This is a genomic window from Paenibacillus mesotrionivorans (genome assembly GCF_046098205.1).
Taxonomy (GTDB): domain Bacteria; phylum Bacillota; class Bacilli; order Paenibacillales; family NBRC-103111; genus Paenibacillus_AR; species Paenibacillus_AR mesotrionivorans.
In genome coordinates this window covers 126,183-147,624 of sequence record NZ_JBJURJ010000010.1, presented here as the reverse complement: position 1 = coordinate 147,624, position 21,442 = coordinate 126,183, and the positions used below count along the sequence as shown (strand labels likewise).

12 protein-coding genes are annotated in these 21,442 nt (G+C 55.3%); 7 read left to right on the top strand and 5 right to left on the bottom strand.

Features of this window, described 5'->3' with window-relative positions; all coding sequences use genetic code 11:
* Window positions 1-80 precede the first annotated feature (80 nt).
* Together ACI1P1_RS16450 and ACI1P1_RS16445 are read left to right on the top strand one after the other, a co-directional pair.
* On the top strand, window positions 81-10,367 hold the full coding sequence (locus tag ACI1P1_RS16450) for an InlB B-repeat-containing protein (protein ID WP_416217511.1): 10,287 nt from the start codon (window positions 81-83) through the stop codon (window positions 10,365-10,367).
* Window positions 10,368-10,404: 37 nt separating this feature from the next.
* On the top strand, window positions 10,405-11,340 hold the full coding sequence (locus ACI1P1_RS16445) for a S8 family peptidase (protein ID WP_416217510.1): 936 nt from the start codon (window positions 10,405-10,407) through the stop codon (window positions 11,338-11,340).
* Window positions 11,341-11,556: 216 nt separating this feature from the next.
* Here ACI1P1_RS16445 and ACI1P1_RS16440 read toward each other — a convergent pair whose 3' ends face one another.
* The 4 genes from ACI1P1_RS16440 to ACI1P1_RS16425 all read right to left on the bottom strand — a co-directional run bounded on the left by ACI1P1_RS16440 (window position 11,557) and on the right by ACI1P1_RS16425 (window position 14,604).
* Window positions 11,557-12,429: a hypothetical protein gene (locus ACI1P1_RS16440; RefSeq protein ID WP_416217509.1), complete on the bottom strand. Its 873-nt coding sequence runs from the start codon at window positions 12,427-12,429 to the stop codon at window positions 11,557-11,559.
* Window positions 12,430-13,068 (bottom strand): TetR/AcrR family transcriptional regulator, encoded by a 639-nt coding sequence (locus tag ACI1P1_RS16435; RefSeq protein ID WP_416217508.1) that lies wholly within the window; start codon window positions 13,066-13,068, stop codon window positions 12,430-12,432.
* A gap of 174 nt (window positions 13,069-13,242) precedes the next feature.
* Window positions 13,243-13,902 carry a hypothetical protein gene (locus ACI1P1_RS16430; RefSeq protein WP_416217507.1) on the bottom strand — a complete coding sequence of 220 codons (660 nt, stop codon included), beginning with the start codon at window positions 13,900-13,902 and terminating at the stop codon, window positions 13,243-13,245.
* A gap of 132 nt (window positions 13,903-14,034) precedes the next feature.
* The gene (locus tag ACI1P1_RS16425; protein ID WP_416217506.1) at window positions 14,035-14,604 is read right to left on the bottom strand and encodes an SF0329 family protein; all 570 of its coding nucleotides are present in this window, start codon (window positions 14,602-14,604) and stop codon (window positions 14,035-14,037) included.
* 313 nt (window positions 14,605-14,917) lie between these two features.
* On the opposite strand from ACI1P1_RS16425, the gene ACI1P1_RS16420 reads away from it, so the two are divergent.
* Window positions 14,918-15,478 (top strand): hypothetical protein, encoded by a 561-nt coding sequence (locus ACI1P1_RS16420; RefSeq protein ID WP_416217505.1) that lies wholly within the window; start codon window positions 14,918-14,920, stop codon window positions 15,476-15,478.
* Window positions 15,479-15,524: 46 nt separating this feature from the next.
* Here ACI1P1_RS16420 and ACI1P1_RS16415 read toward each other — a convergent pair whose 3' ends face one another.
* Window positions 15,525-16,256, bottom strand: a complete 732-nt coding sequence (locus ACI1P1_RS16415) for a hypothetical protein (protein WP_416217504.1) — start codon at window positions 16,254-16,256, stop codon at window positions 15,525-15,527.
* Between the two features lie 241 nt (window positions 16,257-16,497).
* Between ACI1P1_RS16415 and ACI1P1_RS16410 the strand changes: the two genes are divergently transcribed.
* From ACI1P1_RS16410 to ACI1P1_RS16395, 4 genes are all read left to right on the top strand, one after another.
* Window positions 16,498-18,243 (top strand): cache domain-containing sensor histidine kinase, encoded by a 1,746-nt coding sequence (locus ACI1P1_RS16410; protein ID WP_416217503.1) that lies wholly within the window; start codon window positions 16,498-16,500, stop codon window positions 18,241-18,243.
* Window positions 18,240-19,037 (top strand): response regulator transcription factor, encoded by a 798-nt coding sequence (locus ACI1P1_RS16405; protein WP_416217502.1) that lies wholly within the window; start codon window positions 18,240-18,242, stop codon window positions 19,035-19,037. Before ACI1P1_RS16410 ends, ACI1P1_RS16405 begins: the two co-directional genes overlap by 4 nt.
* Before the next feature lie 119 nt (window positions 19,038-19,156).
* A complete protein-coding gene (locus ACI1P1_RS16400) occupies window positions 19,157-20,533 on the top strand; it encodes an extracellular solute-binding protein (RefSeq protein WP_416217501.1) in 1,377 nt (458 codons plus the stop codon).
* 25 nt (window positions 20,534-20,558) lie between these two features.
* Window positions 20,559-21,440: a carbohydrate ABC transporter permease gene (locus tag ACI1P1_RS16395; RefSeq protein ID WP_416217500.1), complete on the top strand. Its 882-nt coding sequence runs from the start codon at window positions 20,559-20,561 to the stop codon at window positions 21,438-21,440.
* Window positions 21,441-21,442 lie beyond the last annotated feature (2 nt).

Sequence of the window (21,442 nt, the reverse complement as noted above, 5' to 3'; positions counted from 1 at the left end):
TTTTCGACAGAAAATACGTATAAAGAGGGAGTTTTTTTATGTCTCATCCAGAGAAGCAGCGGCTTGGAAGGAGAGGGAATATGATGCTGAAGAGGCTCGTCAGTGTACTGCTGGTGCTCTGCCTCGCAGCCGGCCTCGTTCCGCCCCGGGCATTGGCAGCAAACGGCAGCGATCCTGTGCCGCCGGTTCCCTTCACGGACGTCAGCAGCAGTGCCTGGTATTATGATGCTGTTCGATATGTGTACGAAAACAAGATTTTCGGCGGCACCTCCGATACCCGCTTCACCCCGGATGGCACCATGACCCGGGGTATGTTTGTTACCGTGCTGGGACGTATGGCAGGTGTGGATGCCACGAGTACAGGACCGTCCGCCTTCTCCGACGTCCCCCGGAACGCCTGGTACGCCCCTTATGTGGAGTGGGCCGCCAGGTACGGCATTACCTCCGGCACCGGAAACGATACCTTTTCTCCCGATGCCAGTATCAGCCGTGAGCAGATGGCCGCCTTCTTTGTGCGTTATTTTGAAGGCTTTGGTGTGGATTACCAGACGGGCGCGAATGTCGCCACAACACCCGCTGACATGGGAGAGGTGGCCGATTATGCCCAAGAAGCCGTTCTGAAGCTATGGCAAGCCGGACTCTTAAACGGCGATGGCGCAAGCTTCAATCCGTCTGCTAACGCAAGCCGTGCCCAAGCGGCGGCACTGTGTATGAGTACGGACAAGGCGGTCAAGATCTGGTACAAGGAGCCGGGTGTTCCATCGAAGCATGTCCGTACTGTACCCGAGGCGGAACCAAAGCCAACAGCGTCCCCTGGAAGCAATGACAGCGGTGACGGCGACTCATCTGAGACGGCTGTCACCTACTATACCTTCAAGTTCGATACCAATGACGGCACCGTCATTTCTGACCGGAGCCTCCGCAAGGACAGCAAGCTGAACAATCTGCCGGTCCCTTATAAGGCGGATTCCATCTTCATCGGGTGGTGCTACGACGAGGCGCTTACCCGGCTGGTGGCGGCTGGAGATACAGCGCAGGAGAGCGCCATCCTGTATGCCAAATATGAGGAGATGTCTCCCCTCCCGCAGGATTTTCAGACACCGGTAGCCCGGGCCATTGACACAAGCCCGGATTTCGCCGTAACGGTCTCGGCGCCGGACAGCATGGACCTGGACCAGTTCAAGGACGCGGTTACCCTTAAAAACCTCAGCTCCAACGAAAACAAGGAATGGTTCAGCATCACCGGCGGCAGCGGCGCCTTTGCCATCTCCGGCGTCAATGATCTGGGGGTGCAGGGTGCCCGGCAGAGTGGTTTTGTGGAGGGCTCTGCTTATAAGATCACGCTGGAGGATAAGGCCCTGTCCTTTGTGGGGCAGGATGCATCCGCCCGTGAATATGTGTTCACCATCAAGCGGGCAGAGGTGGTGAATGTGTCTCTGAATGCGCAGATGGCGCAGATTCCGCTGGCGGATATTTCCGGCCTGACCGTCAATGGAATACCTGCCACCACGGTTTCCATCCCCGTGATCACCGTAGGCCCCCATGGAGCCCCCGCCGAAAACGGCACGACCACGGGCAGCTTTATCTACAGCAAAGGAACCTTGGCCGCAGGCGACACCATTATGATCTATGAGGGGGATACCCCTCCCCAAATGGATGCCGTTAGCAGCGATAATAATACGGCCTTTGTGCGGATCACCCAAGCGGAAGGCAGCAGCTATACATACAAAACCGCGGATGCGGAGGATGTCCTGTTTACACCGGATGTATTGCCGGTCAGCATAGGGGCGGACCGCGACGGGGATGCGGGCAACCACTCCATCACCGTGGACAGGGCGGATCTCACCTATACCGATGACCGCTTTGCCCACATGGGTCTGGACTCGCAAACAACCATTGACGCGGGAGATTTCATCTCCTTCTATTCCGGCACACTGCAAACGGACGGCACTCTCGCCGATGGCGGGCACATGCTGGGTTATGCCAGGGTCACGGCTGTGACCGAAGCGGAAGGGAGCTACACCGTTGCGTACACGGATGTCAGTCTGTCCGAGCTGCAGCAGGCCATGGCCGCTTATAAGAAGGAGACCATCCGCTCCGATAATCTGCTGGAGGGTGTGGACCGTAAGGCCATCGAGTCCAGCGTGGAGCAGCAGGCCCGCAATAGCGGCTTTGCCGAGGAAGCCGGCAGGTATCTGGCGGCGTTGGCCTTGGAGACGGATTCCTTTACCCGGCTTAGAGACGATTACAGCCTGACCGCCGTGGAGATGACCATGGACGGCCAGCCCATCACCCGGGAGACCCTGCAGCGGATGGGCGGCGCCAAAGCGGAGGTTGAGCTGAGCAAGCTCCAGGCGACCCTCAGCACGAGCCTTGTCCACTTCGAAGGGATTGACGGCTTGCGTCTCACGCTGGATGTGGGGATCAAGGTGAAGATCGAATGCAACGATAATGTGACCATCGAGATCGAAATTGTCGGCTCCTTCGAGCAGGAGGTCCGCGTTGATATCGGTGTGGACGGGGATGCCGTGTGGAAATGGTGGGGCATCTTCCCATACATTGCGGAGTATGAGGTCACTGCCTATGTAGAGCTTTATGAGTACACCGGCATTGGCATTGAAGCCACCATTGCCACCAAGGAAACCGAAGACGAGGGCTTTGGCACCAAGAATGAGGAAATTGAGAAGATCGGCAAGCAGATCAAGGATCTCATGGACCAAAAGGAGAAATACATCGGAGACGGCTCCGGTACCGTGGGTGATAGTCTGGAAGAAAAGTATGCCGCCATGCTGGAGAATGAAAGCGATTGGGTGACGCTGTTTGAGAAGGCGTTGGTGGAGCAGGAGCAACAGGTCATGCTCATCATCGCCATTAACATCGAGGTTAAGCTGGTGGTGAGCGCCAACCTGAACATTTCCCTGGGGCTGGATTTCTGGTATGAGAATGCCAAGCGCTATATCTATACCGTGCAGGTGTTTGCCGGGAATGTGACAAGCGATACCATTGATCTGGTGGAGGAGCACTACGAATTTGAATTCTATGTGATGGGCACCATGGGTCTCCGGGCCGGGATTAAGGCGGAGATCAAGGTGGGCCTGTTCTCCACGAAGCTGGCCAGTGTGGGCTTCGGCGCAGAGGCGGGCGCCTATGTCCGTGTTTGGGGGTATTTCTATTATCAGCTGAAATACACCGCCTCCCAGGGGAGAAATAGCGCCTATTCCGGTGCGTTGTACCTGGAGCTGGGCATCTATCTGGAAATTACCTTCGAGGCCCAGGCCCTGGTCGGCACCTTCAAGTACAATCCAACCTTGTACGGGAACGAGTGGCCTCTCCTTACGGCAGGCTCACGGGACAACGTACGCAATTTTGCCTACGGGGCGGATGCGGTGCCCGCCATCCAGTTGAAAAGCTATATCACCACCACCCAATTGCCGGACAGCCTCTTCGAGATGGCGTATCTGGACTTGAAGGAGGGGCTGGATGAGGGCAAGCTGTTTACCGCCATCTATGATGACAAAACCAGCTTCCGAATCGCTATGACCAACGAAGCCTTTTCCTACGATGCCGACAGCAACTACATCACGGTGAATCCCGGCGGACAGCCTGAGCAGGATGGAGAAATGGTCATCACCTGGATCACACAGCCGCTGGCGTTCAGCTCCGCCCCGCTGGAGCGGCGCATTCCCCTTCATTGGGACAATCTGAGGGACGGTTATGTCATTGCCCCCTACTCCAACGGAGGCAGCTATGTCCCCGTCATTCTCAAAAAGTACGGGGAGGCAGTCCCCGCTCCGGCAGACCCCGTCAAGGCGGGGTATACCTTTGGCGGCTGGCACAACAATGCCCAGCTGACCGTTCCGTATACCTTCCCGGGAACGATGCCCAATGCGGATACCGATATCTACGCGGCTTGGAGCTCCGCCAGCGACACCCCATACAGGGTGGAGCACTACAAAGAGACTTCGGGCTCCAGTCAATATGCCTTGGCGGAGCAGGAGCAGCTGCGGGGCACCACAGGCACCACGGTTTGGCCCTCGGCCAGAGCCTATACCGGCTTCCGCACCCCCGGCCAGAAGGAGCTGACCATCAAGCCGGACGGTTCCTCTGTCCTGCGTTATTACTATGATCTGCAGACCCGCACCATAACCTTCGATCCCGGCATTGTAGGCGGGGATAAGGTCGTGAACCGGCTGAAATACGGCTCCGCCATTACTGCTCCCCAGTTTGGCGCCAAGGGTTATATCTTCAAGGGCTGGGACCGGACGGTCAGCACCTATATGGGCGAGCAGGACCAAACCTACACCGCACAATGGGAGAAGGACACCGGCACGGAGTACCGGGTGGAGCATTATGTTCAACAGCCCGACGGCAGATATTTCCTGCAGGATATCGTCTTGAAAACAGGCCAAACCGGCGAACGGATCAGCACCTCCGCTCTGGTAAACAGCCGGTATGTGACAGAGGGCGAAACCGCCTTCGAGAACGCGACCGTCAATGGCAGGGTAAGCGAAGCGGAGCCCATTTCCAGCGATGGCAAAACGGTGATCAAGGTCAACTATAAGCGCATCCGGCATACGGTGACCTTCGAGCCGGCAAACGGCGGGAATCCCGTGACCTATACGCTGTACGCCGGTGCGGCCATCGTGCCACCCGGCGCAACGCGGGTGGGCTATACCTTTGCAGGGTGGTCCCCTGAGGTGCCGGAAACGCTGGGAGCAACAGACCTCGCCTTTACTGCGCGGTGGGAGGCGGCAGGGGGTATTGCATACAGCGTTAAGCATATCCGCGAGGATGTGGACGGCGCTTATCCCGCCGCAGGCAAGCTTGTGGAATGGGAATTCCATACGGGCATAACCGGGGAAGAGACGCAGGCAGCGGCCAAAACCTATGAGGGCTTCACAGCCGGAGAGACGGCGCAGGAGCGGATCCGGCCGGACGGTTCCGCTGTGGTGGAGATCCGCTACGCCAGAAACAGCTACAGCGTACATTGGGCGGCGGGCGATATGACCATTACGGTTCCGGTCAAATATGAAGCGGTGATCGCCAAGCCGGAAACCCCGGTCAAGCAGGGTTATGTCCTGGATTATTGGCAGGGGTTTGCAGAAGGGACCCTCATGGGCACCGGGGAGCGGACCTACACTGCCGTTTGGAAGCCTGCAGCGGATACGCCCTACACCGTCAAGCATATCCGCGAGGAGGTGGACGGCACCTATTCCAGCGGGGGCGGACTGGTGGAGAGCGAGACGCTGGCCGGGATAACCGGAACCTCTACGGCTGCCAACGCCAAAGCCTACAGCGGATTTGCCCCGGGAGAGGCGGTGCAAGCAACCATTCAGCCGGACGGCTCCACCGTGGTAGAAATCCGTTACGCCAGAAACACCTATGCCATCACCTGGGTGGCGGACGGGCAGACCTTTGCCACTACCCCGAGTGTCAAATTCGGTACGGCGGTTCCCGCCAAACCCGAGGGTACACCGGTCAAGGCAGGTTATACGTTCCGGCAGTGGAAGGGAGTCCCGGATATTATGCCCGCCAAGGGGCTCACCGTGACGGCCGAATTCACCGCGAATACGTACACAGTGACACTGGATATGGCTTGTGAGCTGCCCGGCGTTTCCATAACGGTTACCTACGACAGCCCTTATGGAGATGCTTTGGCTGCACCGGAGCGGGCGGGATATCACTTTGAACGGTGGGTGAACGCTGGCGGCGATACGGTTACGGCGGCCAGCAGGGTAAGGACGGCGGAGGACCACACGCTGACAGCGGTGTGGGCGGTTAGGACGGACACCGGTTACACCGTGAAGCACATGAAGCAGGATGTGGAGGGCCATTACCCGGAATCACTGGTGGAGGCTGAACACAAGGCCGGCATCACCGGAGCGGACACCGCAGCGGCTGCTAAGGACTATGCTGGTTTCACAGCATCGGAGTCCGTCACCCAGCAGGCGGTTAAGGGGGACGGCTCAACCGTCATCGAGATCCGCTACACCAGAAACGCCTATCCCCTGATCTGGGTGGCGGACGGTAAGACCCTTGAAGCCGGGTCTGTGAAGTACGGAGCCAGCCTTATAGCTCCGGAAATTCCGGACAAACCGGGCTACCGCTTTGTCCAATGGAGGAATATCCAAACCTCTATGCCGGCAGAGGCATTGACCGTTACTGCCGAATATGCTCCCTGCTCCTACACGGTAACCTTCGATGCCAACGGCGGCAGCGGGTTAACCCCGTCGGTTACCTCGGTAACCTACGGCAGGACCTATGGCACGCTGCCCACAGGCGTTGTCCGGGAGGGGTATGCCTTTGCCGGATGGAGCCTCGGTGAAAGCATAATTAACGGCGCCTCCGTGGTAGCCATTGCGGCAGACCATACGCTGACTGCGCTGTGGGACCCGTTGGATGGCATCGCGTATACGGTAAGGCACTATAAAGACTGGGGTGATGCTCGTGGCGAGGAGCTTTTCCTGACAGAGGAAAAAACCGGCGTTGCGGGGGACACTACCCATGCAGCGTCCACCGATTGCACGGGCTTCACTGCCCAGCCCATTATCCAGAAGACCATCGACGGCAGCGGCACAACATGGGTCAGCGTCGTCTACACCCGAAACAGCTATGAGGTTGTCTGGATGGCGGAAGGGAGGCCCTATCAAACCACCCGTGTAACGTATAACGATACGGTCGTTCCTCCTGCCTCCATCCCGGACAAACCAGGCTACTATTTCGCAGGCTGGGAATCGTATCCTCCGGTTATGCCGGCCAACCCGATCACGGTGGAGGCCAGGTTTACGGCGCTTTCGTATCAAGTGTCGTTTGATAAAAACGGTGGTTTCCTCGCAAATCCCAACGCAATGACGGTCACCTATGACCAGACCTACAGCGAGCTGGCCTACCGAATTCCCTTCCGCGCAGGTTATACCTTCGAGGGCTGGCAGAACGGGCAGGGCCAGATCGTCACCGCGGACAGCGTGGTCAAAACAGCAGGGGACCATACCTTAACGGCTGTATGGAGCTTGAGCAAGGTGACCTATACGGTGGAGTATTACCAGCAGGATCTTCCGGTCAGCGCGCATACGAATACCCTGGTTGACCAGGTGTCCTATGACAGCTACAACAGCGATATCCACGTTGTGAAAACACAGGTGCCGAAATATGAGTATGAGGGTTTTTCCCTGAATGAGATCTCTCTCAATGATGAAGCCAAAAGGATCGCATTCTACTACTGGAGGAACTACTATGCCCTGAGCTATGACAGCGCCGGAGGAGTGCAGGGAACGGGAATCATGAATCTGCCCTATGGCACATCCATCAACCTTTTCACGCCTGTCCGCGCCGGCTACACGTTCCAGGGCTGGGAGCCGGAGCTTCCGGCGGTTATGCCTGCAAGTGACCTGAGCATCGTGGCCCAATGGCAGGCGGAAGAGGACAATGTGATCCTGTTGAAGGGGTACAGCCCAGAAGGGGATAAAATCATCTACGGTACTACGGATGCAACCCTTGTGCTGCCCACTCCTTACCGGACCGGGTTTACCTTTGGCGGATGGTATACACAGGAGACAGGCGGCGAACGGATAACCGCCCTGCGGGTCACAGGCGATATCACCCTGTATGCCCGTTGGACGGGGAACCCCTACCAGGTGGGCTTTGAGCTGAATGGCGCTGATGGAGAGGCTCCCGGAAGCAGACAGGTGATCTTCGATTTGCCGTATGTATTGCCTGACGTGAGTGGCGTCAGGACCGGCTACAGCTTTGCCGGCTGGTTCACCGCAGATAATGGCGGCACCCGGGTGACTGCGGATACGCCCGTGAGCACCCCATCGGACCACATCCTGTACGCCCAGTGGAAGCCAAACGAGTACCGGGTGGAGTTTAACGGCAACGGCGCAACCGGCGGCAGCATGGATGCCCAGTCCCATATCTACGACCAGCGCATTGCCCTGGCCGGGAATGCCTTCGTCAAAACCGGCGGCATCTTCACAGGCTGGAATACACAAGCCGACGGCAGCGGCACGGCCTACTCGGATGCTGAGCAGGTGATGAACCTCTCCGCACAGGAGGATATCACCCTGTATGCCCAGTGGGCACTGGGGCAGTTTACCATTACCTTCAACAGTGACGGAACGGCAGTCCCGTCCATTACACAGGCGTACGGTACAGCCGTAGCCGCCCCGGTCCCTCCGGCCAAAACCGGCTACAGCTTTATCGGATGGAAGCTGGAGGGGACTGACGGCCTGTATACCTTTACCACGATGCCCGGTGACAACATCACCCTGACGGCACGGTGGGAGACCGTCTTCTATACGATCCGCTATGCCTATGACACTAATCTGTATCTAAGGGATGACTATCTGCCCGGCTATTATTCCGTCCTGAGTGATCCCATTCGTCTGCCGGAGCTCCAATACGATAAAACGGGTTATACCTTTGCAGGGTGGTATACAAGTGACCGGTTTGCCGAAGAGGACAAGGCCGGAGTGGTCGCCATCCCGGCGGGCAGCTCCGGTGACAGGACCTTCTATGCCAAGTGGACGCCTAACCAGATTGTAGTGACCTTCCATAGCAACCGCGTCCCGGATGAGACCGTGCAGCAGCTCTTCACCTATGACGCGGCGCAGCCGCTGGCCAGCAATTCCTTTGCAAATATCGGGTATTCCTTCGCCGGCTGGAGTGTTGCAAGGGACAGCGCTGAGATTTACCGGACTGACGGACAAGTGGTGAAGAATCCGGCTGCCCAGGGAGAGGTGCATCTGTATGCCATTTGGAAGGAGAATATCAGCACTATTTCGTACAGTCTGAACGGTGTGGCTGCCAGTGTGGACAACCCTACCCTCTACCATGGCACCTCAGGGGAAATCAGGCTGAATGCGCCTACCGGCATCCGCGGGGGATTCCAGTTCCTCGGCTGGTATGATTCCGGCGGCCGTATGATCGAGTCGATTCAACCAGGCAGCACCGGCGCCATTCAACTGACGGCAAAGTGGGCACACGGCGGCTTGTTCTCACTGAGCTATGTGAGTACCGCTTATGATAACAACGGGACCGGCACCAGCACCTACCGGGTGACCCGGACCATCCCATCTGCCGCCGTAATCACTGAGGATGTCCAGTACGTGTTCTACCGCACCGTCAACGGAACAGCTATCGGAGGAACAGCGGAGGCGGAGCACTTCAAGCATGTGGGCGGTCAGGCTGTGTTTGCCACCTTCACCTCCGCGGACGGTGACGGAAGCTACCGGGAGTTCAAGGTGGAGGGAGAAACGGCTACCCCGTCGCTCCGCAGCGGCACGGCCATATCCGACAATGCGCTGGCTTCGGCTTATACCATGGGTGGAAACCGCTACTACTCCGTGGAGCTGTATAAGCTGACCAGCGCCAGGAATCTCTGTGCCGGCATCATCCACCCGGAGAAGAGGACGGTCAAGCGGGAGCTGGCCCAGAATGCAGAGTATAGGCTTGCACAGTCTGCCATAGGCGCATACAAACGAATCGCAGAGACGTCCAACAATCGTTTGGAAATCAAGGAAAGCAGCGGTGGCAGCAGCTATACCGGCACACTGGCGGTTGGTTTGTCTGCCCAGGCCTTCGATCCGAGCCGTTACAATGACAACCCGAGCCTTGGCGCATACATCAATGCCACCGCAACAGGCATGGGGGTGCAGCTGCGGAATCTGACGGCAACGGACGGCGGCTGGAGAATGTACCGCTACGTGCTGTTTAATCATGTGGAGGGGAATGTATCCTTCGACAAGAATAAAAACAGCACCAACCTGCCCAATTTGCCGCAGGCCAGCAAATATGGCATGATTTACGGCATTAACGGAGACAAGGATAATAGGGATGCCTACACCGTCACCCTGCCGGGTGCTGTGGGTACACTTGGCGCAAGCGGCACCCAATACGGCGTTCATGTGACCAGTACGCTGGGAGCATTGGGGGGAGGCTCCGGGGACTACTATGTCCCATATGGAAAGGATGAGCTCTGCTCCATTACCATGGGAGCCTACAACTCCGCATCCGCCGACTCTTACTTCTACTTCAACGCCGGCGAGCTGTGGGCCAAACCCCTCGACCAGGCCAAGCCCAATCAGATCGGCGTTGCCCCTATGGCTGTTGGCCGGTACCAGGCAGGCGATACCATTTCCATCTCTGTGGTGTATGACGAGATTGTGGCCGACCGCAATAACGTGACGCTTGGCGCCATTGAAGGACTGAATCTGAGCTATGCCGGCTATGTGGGCGGCGAGGGCACCAATGTTCTCCACTTTGTGGGCACACTCAGTGCGGATTACGAGGTGGAGGAGAAGGTGAATGAGGCGCTTGTGACCTGCAAGCCCGTCAGCGGCGCGGCCAAGGATATGTGGGGCAACTAAGGGGGGCTGCATCACGCAGCTCCAGGAGGAGCACACGGTGAAACCGATTCTCTCTTTTCGTATCCGGAATGGCTTCGAAGCATGTCGTCACTTTTGGGGGGTTATTTTGTTAGGCCAGCTGTTTCTGGCGGTGTCGGGAACGGCGGCAGCGGAGCAGCCGGGGGTGAAGGTGGCTCTCATCGACAGCGGCATCTCCCCTATCGCCATTGACGCCGCCCATATCGGCAAGGGCTGGAATTACGCCTTGCCCCGACGGGATACGGCTGATGTTATCGGCCACGGCACGGCTCTGGCGGGTTTGATTCTGGAATCGGCGCCGGATGCCGTACTGGTGCCGCTGGTGTACGATACCAGAACCGCCGGCGGGAAGCCCGTCCAATCGGATCTGAATACCATCGTCCGGATCATCCGGGATGCGGTGGATGAGTACGACTGCCAGGTCATCAACCTCAGCGCAGGAGTCACCAGGGATGTCCCTGCCCTGCGGGAAGCCATCGCGTATGCGGAGCAGCAGGGGGTCGTTGTGGTGGCTTCGGTGGGGAACCGCCAACGGACCGCTCCCGAGCTTACCTATTACCCTGCTGCCTACGAAACCGTCATCGGTGTGGGGGCGCTGCGGCAGGATGGCCGGGCGGCCTCCTTCTCCCAGCGGAACGGGGTGACTCTGGCGGCTCCGGGAGAAAAGCTGCAGGTGTTGGGGCTGCGGGGGGAGAGCACTACCGCCTCCGGCACCTCTTATGCCGCCGCTCAAGTCACAGGAGCTGTGGCTGCCGTTCTGGCGGCGCAGCCCGACCTGCAGCCGGAACAGGTGCGGCAGCTGCTGTATGACAGCGCCAGGGATGTGGAAGCGGCCGGGTTTGATCCGGACACGGGTTATGGCGCCATGCAGATTGACGAAGCCTTGAAGCTGGTGCGTACAGAAGGTTATGGAGGCTTCAAAACAGGCAGGGCTGGTTTGGAGGGACCTCTGTGAAACGACTATCCTGCAAAAGTGCATCTATTCTGCCAGAATTTCGACGCTTGCTGCATACCAAATGCAAATGTGCATTTATTTGGAGCCGCAGGGTCCAACTTGCTCCCATCTGACGGAAATAACTGCATTTTTGCAGGATAGATTGTACAAACGAAGGTTAGTCTCTCAAATAAATGCACATTTGCATTTCGGAAAGAGGCTGGAGGGAACCAAATGTTAATTTGAAGGACTCACACGGATTTTCGTCATAAAGACGAAGATGCCCAGCAGAACCAGCAGGTTGGCAGCGGGGAACACCACCATTTCCGCTACCGATATGTCCACTCCAGCCAACTTTTGGTTAATGACCATGGCCGTAAGGGAGGTCAGCATGGTGGCTCCTTTCATACACATCACCGCAGAGAGCAGCAGCCCGGCTGGTCTTCTGCGCATCAGCAGAATGGCCGACAGAATGGATACGGGAATGATCAAACCCAGATCCATTACCTGTATGACCAGTGTGGTGTAATGCTCCAGAACCAAGGGAGTGCCTCCATCCAGAAGAGGAGGAACGATCCTGCCCAGCCACATGAGTGCAATGGCACACATGAAGACGATCATGAGAATGCCGATTGTTCGGGTGGGCAGCTTCTCGCTGAATGCTTGTTGGAGCAGGGCCATATCAAAGGAAAGCATCACCAGCACAAACGCGAAAAAGCACAAGGACATCAGCGCCACATACACCAGAAACAGCGGGTTATATGTACACAGGAAGGAATAAGACATGTAGGTATACAGGAAATAGGCCAGTGTTCCCGCGAATAACAATCTTGCTCTCAGCGACTTTCGTCTTGCAAACCAGCAGGACAGGATCAAAAGCGGAACGCCGAGAAACACCGTCACCCAATCCTGTGCTATCGCTTGGGCTGCCGCCGCAACGGAGTCCTTGGCATAGATGCCCTTGCCGTGGAGCTGGACCATTTCCCCGTGAATGGATAAGAAGGTTTGGCCCTCTGCGCCTTCCCCCGGCATAATTCCGATGATTCCCGCCACTAGGGACAGTAGGACAATCAGGGCGGTAAGAATACTGATGGTTCGTTGATGCTTCATTCACATTCCTCCTTTAGGCTGTTTAGCCGGATTCCGAAGTGCTTGCAGAACAAACTCTGTTGTATGCTCCATCAACCGCTGCCGCTGCTCCTCATTCACCTGCTCCACAATGCTTCGCAGTGCAAGTCCGAAGGCCAGGGACCAGATGGTTTGTGCGGTCAGCTCCACCTGGGCGTCCGTAGACCCGGCCCATCCCGGCAGCTCCCGCAGGACTCTGCACACCATGCTGATGGCCGGACGTTCACAAGCCGCACCCTGCTGCAGCACAGAGGTACGGGCCAGCACGGCGGGGGAAGAATTGAGCATAATGCTTTTATAGGCATCGCCCATTTCTACAGCCAGCATCATGAAGCTTTTTATGCTTTCCTTCAGCCGCTCCTCCGGTGAATTCCCGGTGGTTTGGAGAGGAGACAACGCCGCCAGTATCCTGCGGTATTCTTCCTCCATAAGGATTCCGATGATCTCCTCTTTGTTCTTGAAATAGTGGTAGATGATGGCGGGGGAATAGTCGATCATGCCCGCTATTTTGCGGATGGAGATTCCGTCTATCCCGCTGTGGCTGACGATTTCGCGCGCGGCGTTCAGAATATCCTCCCGCATCTCCGCTTTTTCCCGTTCTTTTCGTTCGGCAATGCTCATCCTATACACCTCTTCGTTTGTTGAACAGTGTTCAATCATTGAATAGTGTTTATTATACTCCTGTTATTTTTGGGGTGTCAATGGCGTGATACGGGCAGCAAAAAAACCGGACGGAACACCATGTGTTTCCGCCCGGCTTATTCTTTACGTCCGGGATAGAGGATATGAGGAAGCTTACACCTTTACGGAAGCGTAATAAATCCCGCTGCCAAAAGAAGCCGCAGAAACGGAATAATCCACGGGAGCAGGAGTGGTACCCCCCGCAGGAGAATGGGTAATGCCGGGGGTACAATTGCTGGAGTTAACATTAATCCATGTGCCGCTTGCGTTCCGGTACTTCGTATTGAAGGTTTTCACTTGATTGTGCCGAATGGTGAAGGCAGGAAGAGGATTGGGAATCGAAGCAGAGGAGTCCCACTGGCCCTGTGCACAAGCCAGAACGACGCGCCCGTTGGCGAAGGTAGCGGTGGAGGAATAGGTTGGCGAGAAGCTGTGGCGGTGAACGCCATTTACATAGAATTTCACAACATAATTGGAGCCCGAGCTCAATAAAAGCTGCAGGCTGATATTCACCGTATCCCCGTTGACGAATTCCCCGTATGCTCCTCCGGCATCTGTTCCCGGGACTGCGCCGCTGTTGGCAAACCAATGCCAGCTGCTTTCGCCGTTGCGGGTGGAGATGCCGCATTCATAGTCGCCGAAGCCTACATAGAAGTTAATAAATCCGCCGCCGGAGCCAAAAGAGAACGCGCTGGGCAACACCAAATCCGTGCTAAACCCATTCACTGCAGGAGTAACCGGTAGCCGGACAATCTTGGAATATTCAATCGCCATGAAATTTCCTCCTCTTGAAGTAAGTCGAGAATACTAGCAAGCTAACTAGCATCTCACCCTTACCATATTGCAGAATGCTAGAGAAGGTTTGTGCATACTGACAGGTGATGCCGTATTTGGGCGTTTCCCTGTTTATAACGTGCTCCGCCGCAGCTCATAGAAATACTGCACGGCCGGATGTTTGGCCTTTATCTTTCCGAACAGGTTTACGATCCGCTTTTTGCCTACCCGTCTGTCGATCAGGGCCAGGATGTTCAACAGGATATCCGGGCTCTCCAGACTGTCTTCGATGGATGTCGATAAAAAGGTGGTAGCGGCGGCGGTAAAATTGGATTTACTTAGCGCCGCCTGGGCCAGCATCAGCTGCTTGGCGTGGACGGTGTTTTTTCTGCTCCTGGCTATGACAGGAAGACGCGCCTCCGGCACAGCCCCTTTGGTTTCCATGCGGATCGCTTCAATCTCTTCCGGATTAACAGGAACATCGATATCCGGATCATTCCGGACCTCCTGCTCCGTCTCATACCAACGGATGGGGCTGGACCGGTCATTCATATTCAGGATATCCTTCTTATCTACGGCAAGGTAACAAATCCCCGGCCGGTCAAGCAAGTAGCGGTAGCCGGTTGCCCGGTATGCCACTCTTTCTGCTAGTGCCGGACTGAGAAAACCCTCCAGCTGCTGCTTCAATTTACTCCAGCTCATCTCCAAATCCTTTCATCCCTAAAAATATAAAGCTAAATGGTGCATGGCCTGCTTCTTTCTTTACTTATAGCATGTTTGGGCATTGTGTTCCAATACGTGTATCATACGCCCAGACAAACTGATAATGGCATTATATGTACTACCTCGTTTCTTCTGGTGCTAGATTTGACCTACATCCCCATTGATGATGTAAATATGTTAATTGATTAATTACCGTTAATTACTAATAAAAGTGGATTTATGGAACCTTTTTGCTTTTACTTGCGTCTAAATGGGGAATGAATATTTGAATATGGAAAGAAGGTGAAAAGTGATGAATGCATGGAAAAAATTATGGATGGGAACGAGCGTGGCTTGCTTGCTGTTACTCGTATCAGCATGTTCTAACAAGGATATTACTGAAAGTAAGCATTCTCCATCTCCAGTTCCTAGCGCAACACCGACTACACAAACCCAAGTGAATGATCATTCTTTGACCGAAAAGGATATGATGATTGGCGACTTGAAAATTGGGCAATCCCCAAATGAAGTAAAGCAAAAGCTTGGTAAACCAACTGAAGAATCAATCTCGCATGGTATTGGAGATCCATTATGGATATATAAAGAAAAAGGGCTCGAATTAAACCTTGGCGAGGCAGTTTGGGCAATTCGAGTAAACAGTCCTTTCCTGGGGAAAACGCCAAGAGATATTGGTATCGGTAGTACAAAGATAGATGTAGCAACAGCATATCCCGAAGCAAAAGAGGTCAAGGGAAATGGTGATAGTCAACGTTTGGAGCAAAAATCAGCAAACAATAAATATTCAATTATATTTACGCTTGAGAAAGACAAGGTGACCCATATTGCTTTAACTATGGACCTTGTAATCAAATGATTTAGAAAACCCCAATAAGACAGCTGTCTTATTGGGGTTTGATGTTTTACCAGGAAATGTTGCTGAACCCATATACATTCGGATCACTAGACTGCTGGTAAGTGTAGTTATTCAAACAATCTCTCCCGGTTATCGTCTCATACATATTTTCGTAACCGCCACTTGCTGTCCACAATCTCCTTGTGGCTGTGCTATTCAGAGCGAAGGAATTTGATGAAGCACAATAACTAGTAGAACTGCCTGTATATCCTGAGTAGTATCCATATCTTAACGCAGTACATGCTGCATTAAGACCAGTATTCCCGAACCCTCCATCAGAGTATGCGAATTGGACATGACGGTAGCCAGAAATGATCAGATGGGCATAAGCCGAGACCCCTTCAATAACATTATTAAAAAATGTACCGTGAGGTGTGCCATCAGATGTACCGTCGTAGCCACAGTTGCCAGTTTGAAAACCTGGATTCCATGCGCTTTGAAAAGAGGACCGGCTCCAGCCATGCTCAAAAGCCCAGTGAGCAAGAATGATTGAAATTGGCAAAACTCCGTAATAAGGAGATTGAAAGCTCTGCCAAGACACCCATTTGGCTAAGTCAATGATATTGTAGGATGTTCCTTGAGAAACTACAGCCCCGTTGATAAAGTCAGATTGATTAGAAAGACATGCATTGGCACGTAAGCTATTGCTTTGCAACTTCCCGCCTGCTGGACCGAGAAAGTCACTGCTCTCTGCTTTTTGACCACAATTACAAGGTTCTTTCTTTCTGTTCTCTTCCACTCACAATCAACTCCTCATAAAAATTAACAGATTTTAAGTCTGCAATCCTAAAATATTCATAGAATGCGAACTTGTAAGGGCAGAAGAGCAAAAAGTATCTTTGGACAAGTACTATTCCGCGGCAGACTGTAATTGACATGTCAACTACTTCTTTCCCCCTTCCCAACCCACCGGACTTTCTGTATAATGCGGATGTAAGCACTTACAACTTTTATAAAAAAAGGAAATGGTGGTCGGGGCCTTGCTCAGAATTCATACCATGCGCAGCCAGATTCTGGTGGGTTTTGTCGGGGTGATGACGGTGGTTCTTTGTGTATTCGGGGCCAGCACGTATCAATCGGTGTCTCTCCTTTTGAAGAATAACTCCAGCGGCCATATCGAGCAGACGGCGGTGCAGGCCAACGGACGGCTGGATGCGCTCTTGGAGCAGACCAATGCTCTGACGGCCCAAATTATGACGGACGGGTATGTGCAGGAACTGCTGCTTCACGAGCTGAAGGGCAGGCAGGCCGACTTCACCCAGCGGCAGGGGCTGCTTCAGGTGATCAGCCGCTTCCAGTCCTATTCCACCGGGGTGAACCGGGTGGAGCTGTATGCTGCCGACGGGCGCAGGCTGTTTCCCATGGATGATCAAAGCCTGGGCGCCCGGGTAAGCCCGAAGGATATTCAAGCCGCCGATTCGGGTTTGGGCCGGCTGGCCTGGCTGGGCATTGACCCGGGCGATTCTTCGTCGGTATTATCCCTGCGCCGGATCAATCTGATGGACCGCTGGTACTCCCACGGCGGTTATTTGCTGCTGAGTCTGGACCGGTCCTACTTCGATTTTCAGACGCCGTATCCTCTGGGCCGCATGACCGAGATGATGATTCTGGCCGATCACGACGGCTCTCCCATTGCCATGAATACCAAAATCCCCCTTCCCGTGCAGGAGCTTTTGGACAGCACCAGCTCGACGGTCCCGATTAACGGGGAGGAATATATTCTGGTGAAGCAGCCCTCCGAATCCACCGGCTGGACCTTGATGATTCTCACTCCCGTCCGCGATGTGACCAAGGGGATCTCTGTCCTCCGTCAGGCCTTGCTGCTTTCGGGGGCAGCGGGTTTTGTGCTGTTCATTGTGCTGTCCTATCTGCTCTCGGGGCTTATTACCCGGCCCATTCTCCGGCTGATCAAGGCTATGCGCGGCGCCCGGGATGGTGTGCTGAAGCCCAACCTGGAGCATTCCCGCACCATGGAGCTGCAGGAGCTGAACCATACGTATAACCAGATGGCGGACAATATCAATGCCCTCATTAAGCTGGTCTACGAGAAGGAGCTGGTCCAAAGCCAGACGGAGCTCCGGGCTTTGCAGGCGCAGATCAACCCGCATTTTTTGTACAACACGCTGGAGGCCTTCTATTGGTCGCTCTCTGACAAGGGGGAGGAGGAGCTGGCGGATCTGGTGGTAGCCATGTCCCACATGTTTCGTTATGTCATCGGCGGCTCCGGCAAGCAGGAGTGGGTCACCATCGGCGATGAGCTGGAGCATATTGAGCGGTACCTTCACATCATGCGGATGCGCTTCGGCCTGCGGCTGTTCTGGTCCGTGGATTGCCCGGATTCCTGCCGGGCTACACCCATCCCAAAGCTATTGATCCAGCCTTTGGTGGAGAACGCCATTGTCCATGGCATCGAAGGGAAGGTGGAGGGCGGAAGAGTCCGCATCGCTATCGAGGAGCTCGGGCAGCTGGGGGGCCAGAGGCTTGCCGTAGTTGTAGAGGATAACGGAGCGGGGATGGAGGCCAAGGCCTTGGAGAGCCTGCTGCTGTCCATCCGCTCGGGCACGCCAGTTTCCACGAAGGGGACGGGGTTGGGGCTGCGCAATGTGAAGAGACGGCTGGAGCTATATTACCATGATCAGGCAGGTGCCCTGTCTGTGGAGAGCACACCGGGAGCGGGCACGGTGGTGCGGTTTGAGATTCCCAGGGAAGAAGGGGAGAGTGCATGAATTCGCTTAAGACTGTACTGGTGGTGGATGATGAGCCAAGAACCCGGGACGGGGTCAAAAAAACGCTGGAAACGGACTTGTCCGGAGCAGTCCGGGTTATAACCGCGGGCAGCGCGGCTGAAGCCACACGGGTGCTGGAGGAGGAGCAGGTGCATCTGCTTATCACGGATATTCGCATGCCGGAGATCACCGGGCTTACACTGGTGGAGAAAGCCCAGGCCAAGGGAGCCAGCCCGGTAGTCATTATTATTTCCGGCCACGCCGTATTCGAATATGCCCACCATGCCATCCGGCTGGGGGTGTTCCAATATCTGCTGAAGCCCCTGGAGAAGCGCAAGCTCCTGGAAACGGTGGAGCAGGCTCTGAAGCTGGACCAAAGCCGCCACCGCCAGCAGGCGATGGAGAGGATGGTGGATCAAACCCTGCTGGAGCTCCAGGAAAGCGGGGAAGGGCGGATCGGCGAGCCGGTGCTGAAGGCTATGCGTTATGTGGAGAGCCATCTCCAGGCCCCCTTAGGCCTGCGGGAGGTAGCGGAGGTGGTGCACCTGAACGCCAGCTATTTCAGCTTTTTGTTCAAGGAGCAGACCGGGTTGACCTTCCTGGAATATGTCACCCGCTGCAAACTCCAGAAGGCCAAGGAGCTGCTGCTTGCCACGGCTTTGCCCATCGGTGAAATTGCCGCGCAGGTGGGGTATCTGACCCCCAAATACTTCATCAAGCTGTTCAAGGAAAACACGGGATTAAGCCCCAGCCAATACCGCAAGCAGATGTCCGGGGACAACGGGCCCATCTAAAGAATAAGGTATTTTCCCCAAAACCTGTAACCTTACGGGAACAAAACGGCCATGCTACGATAAAGACACAGCTGCCGGAGCATTGCGCGGCGGCGACGATACCCAAGGGGGAAGTTGGAATGGTCAAAAAAGCGTTTGCTGGTCTGTTGGCGCTGTCCATGCTGGGAGCGGTTTCACTGGCGGGCTGTGCCTCGAACAAGGATGAGGAAGGGTCCAAAGCATCATCTGCACCGGCAGCTACAGCTGCAGCGTCTGCCCAAGCCACCACTCAACCGACCGCCAAGGCGGAGAAGGTCACCATTAACTTCATGCATCTGTGGCCGGCAGGGAGCTCCAAACAGCAAAATGTAATCGTTAACAAAATCATCGACGACTACACCAAGGCCAACCCCAATGTAACCGTGAAGCAGGAAATTCTGGAGAACGAGCAGTACAAAAGCAAGCTGAAGGTGCTGTCCGCCTCCAACCAGCTGCCGGATGTAGGCATGACCTGGGCAGCGGGTTTCCTGGAGCCGTATGTCAAGGGCAACTTGTTCGCTACTCTGGATGACGGGCTGCAGGGCAAGCTGAAGGATAAATTTGTGGCCGGCACTACAGAGGCGTATGCCATCGGCGGCAAAACCTACGCGTACCCCCTGGAGCTGAACATTACCCCGGTTTATTATAACAAGGCGCTTTTTGCCAAGTACGGGTTGAAGGTGCCCGGCACGTATGATGAATTCCTTGAGGTTGTGAAAACACTGGTCAAGAACAATGTGGCTCCGATTGCTCTGGGCAATAAGGACCGCTGGACCGGGTCCCTGTGGTACATGTACCTGGCCAACCGCATCGGCGGCACGGAGCCGCTGAAGAAGGCTGTGGACCGCAGCGCCTCCTTCGAGGATCCCAGCCTGATCCGGGCGGCCAAGGAAATCCAGCAGCTGGTAGATCTCAACGCCTTCAATAAGGGCTTCAACGGGCTGTCCAATGATGAAGGCAAGTCCGAATTTATGAACGAAAAAGCAGCCATGTACATGATGGGAACCTGGGAGCTGCCCAACTTTACCACCAATCCGGATGTGCCCAAAGCGTTTAAAGACAATGTCGGCTTCTTCAAATTCCCCACCGTCAGCGGTGGCAAAAGTGATGTGAACAGCTGGGTGGGCGGTCCCGGTGTTGGCCTGTTCGTGGCGCAGAACTCCAAGGTGAAGGAAGAGGCCAAGAAGTTCGTGGAGTATTTTGTAGAGCAATGGGGCAAGGTTTCCGTCACCGATGCGGGTGTGATACCGGCTACCAAGGTGGATACCTCTGCTGTGCAGTTGCCCGCCATGTATATTGATCTCCTCAAGGAGCTGAACAATGCCAGCAGCATCACACTGTTTGCCGATGTGCAGATGAAACCCTCCGCCGCTGAGGCGCATCTCAATATGATCCAGGCCATCTTCGGCAAAGCGGTGACGCCAGAGGACTTCGCCAAGAAGCATGAGGAAGCGCTGACCAAGGCAGCCAGCGAATAAAGCCGGAAGGAGGAACGGTAACCACATGGATAAGGTGCTGTCCAACAAATGGATTATCGCATTATATGTACTGCCTTCGCTTCTATTGGTCCTGGGGCTGATCTACATTCCCATTGTGCTGACGGGTTATTACGGGCTGACCAAGTGGGATGGCATCGGCGCCAAGGAGTTCATCGGTCTGGATAATTATCTGGAGCTGATGGGCGACAGGCTGTTCTGGGAGAGCGCCTTCCATTCCTTGCTGCTGGCCGTTTTCTCCGCTCTCAGCCTGCTGGTTTATCTGGCGGTGGCGCTGCTGCTGGCCGGACGGATCAAGGGCTCCAATCTGCTGCGTAAGATTTATCTGGTGCCGATGCTGCTGTCGTCGGTGGCTATCGCCCAGCTGTGGCTGAAAATCTACCATCCCACTAACGGGATTCTGACCAGCGCTCTGGAGTTTATCGGTTTTACGAATACACCTGCCTGGCTGGCTGAACCGGCTTATGTGCTGCCTGCCTTGTTTGTCCCTATTCTGTGGCAGTACGCCGGCTTCTATATTCTGATCTATTATTCCGCACTGAAGAATATCCCCTCCTCCCTGGAGGAGGCGGCCCGTATCGACGGAGCGAATCCGCTGCAGATTGCCCTGCGGATCAAGGTTCCGCTTATCGCCGAGGTGTTCAAGGTAACGGTGGTGCTGGCCGTTGTGGGTTCTCTGAAGTATTTTGACCTGATTTATGTGATGACCAACGGGGGACCCAACGGCGCCAGTGAGGTGATGGCCTCGTATATGTACCGGATCGCCTTTAAGGGCTTCAACTTCGGATATGGCAGCGCCATCGGGTTCTTCCTGCTGCTGATCTGTCTGGTTGTTACTTGGCTCATCCGCAAATGGACGGCCGCCAAAGAAACCATCGAATATTCCTAGGA

Bases quoted from the DNA above. Each gene is read 5' to 3' on its own strand.
- ACI1P1_RS16435 (WP_416217508.1), bottom strand. From the start codon at position 13,068: ATGAGCATTGCCGAACGAAAAGAACGGGAAAAAGCGGAGATGCGGGAG.
- ACI1P1_RS16440 (WP_416217509.1), bottom strand. From the start codon at position 12,429: ATGAAGCATCAACGAACCATCAGTATTCTTACCGCCCTGATTGTCCTA.
- ACI1P1_RS16395 (WP_416217500.1), top strand. From the start codon at position 20,559: ATGGATAAGGTGCTGTCCAACAAATGGATTATCGCATTATATGTACTG.
- ACI1P1_RS16400 (WP_416217501.1), top strand. From the start codon at position 19,157: ATGGTCAAAAAAGCGTTTGCTGGTCTGTTGGCGCTGTCCATGCTGGGA.
- ACI1P1_RS16425 (WP_416217506.1), bottom strand. From the start codon at position 14,604: ATGAGCTGGAGTAAATTGAAGCAGCAGCTGGAGGGTTTTCTCAGTCCG.
- ACI1P1_RS16420 (WP_416217505.1), top strand. From the start codon at position 14,918: ATGAATGCATGGAAAAAATTATGGATGGGAACGAGCGTGGCTTGCTTG.
- ACI1P1_RS16405 (WP_416217502.1), top strand. From the start codon at position 18,240: ATGAATTCGCTTAAGACTGTACTGGTGGTGGATGATGAGCCAAGAACC.
- ACI1P1_RS16430 (WP_416217507.1), bottom strand. From the start codon at position 13,902: ATGGCGATTGAATATTCCAAGATTGTCCGGCTACCGGTTACTCCTGCA.
- ACI1P1_RS16450 (WP_416217511.1), top strand. From the start codon at position 81: ATGATGCTGAAGAGGCTCGTCAGTGTACTGCTGGTGCTCTGCCTCGCA.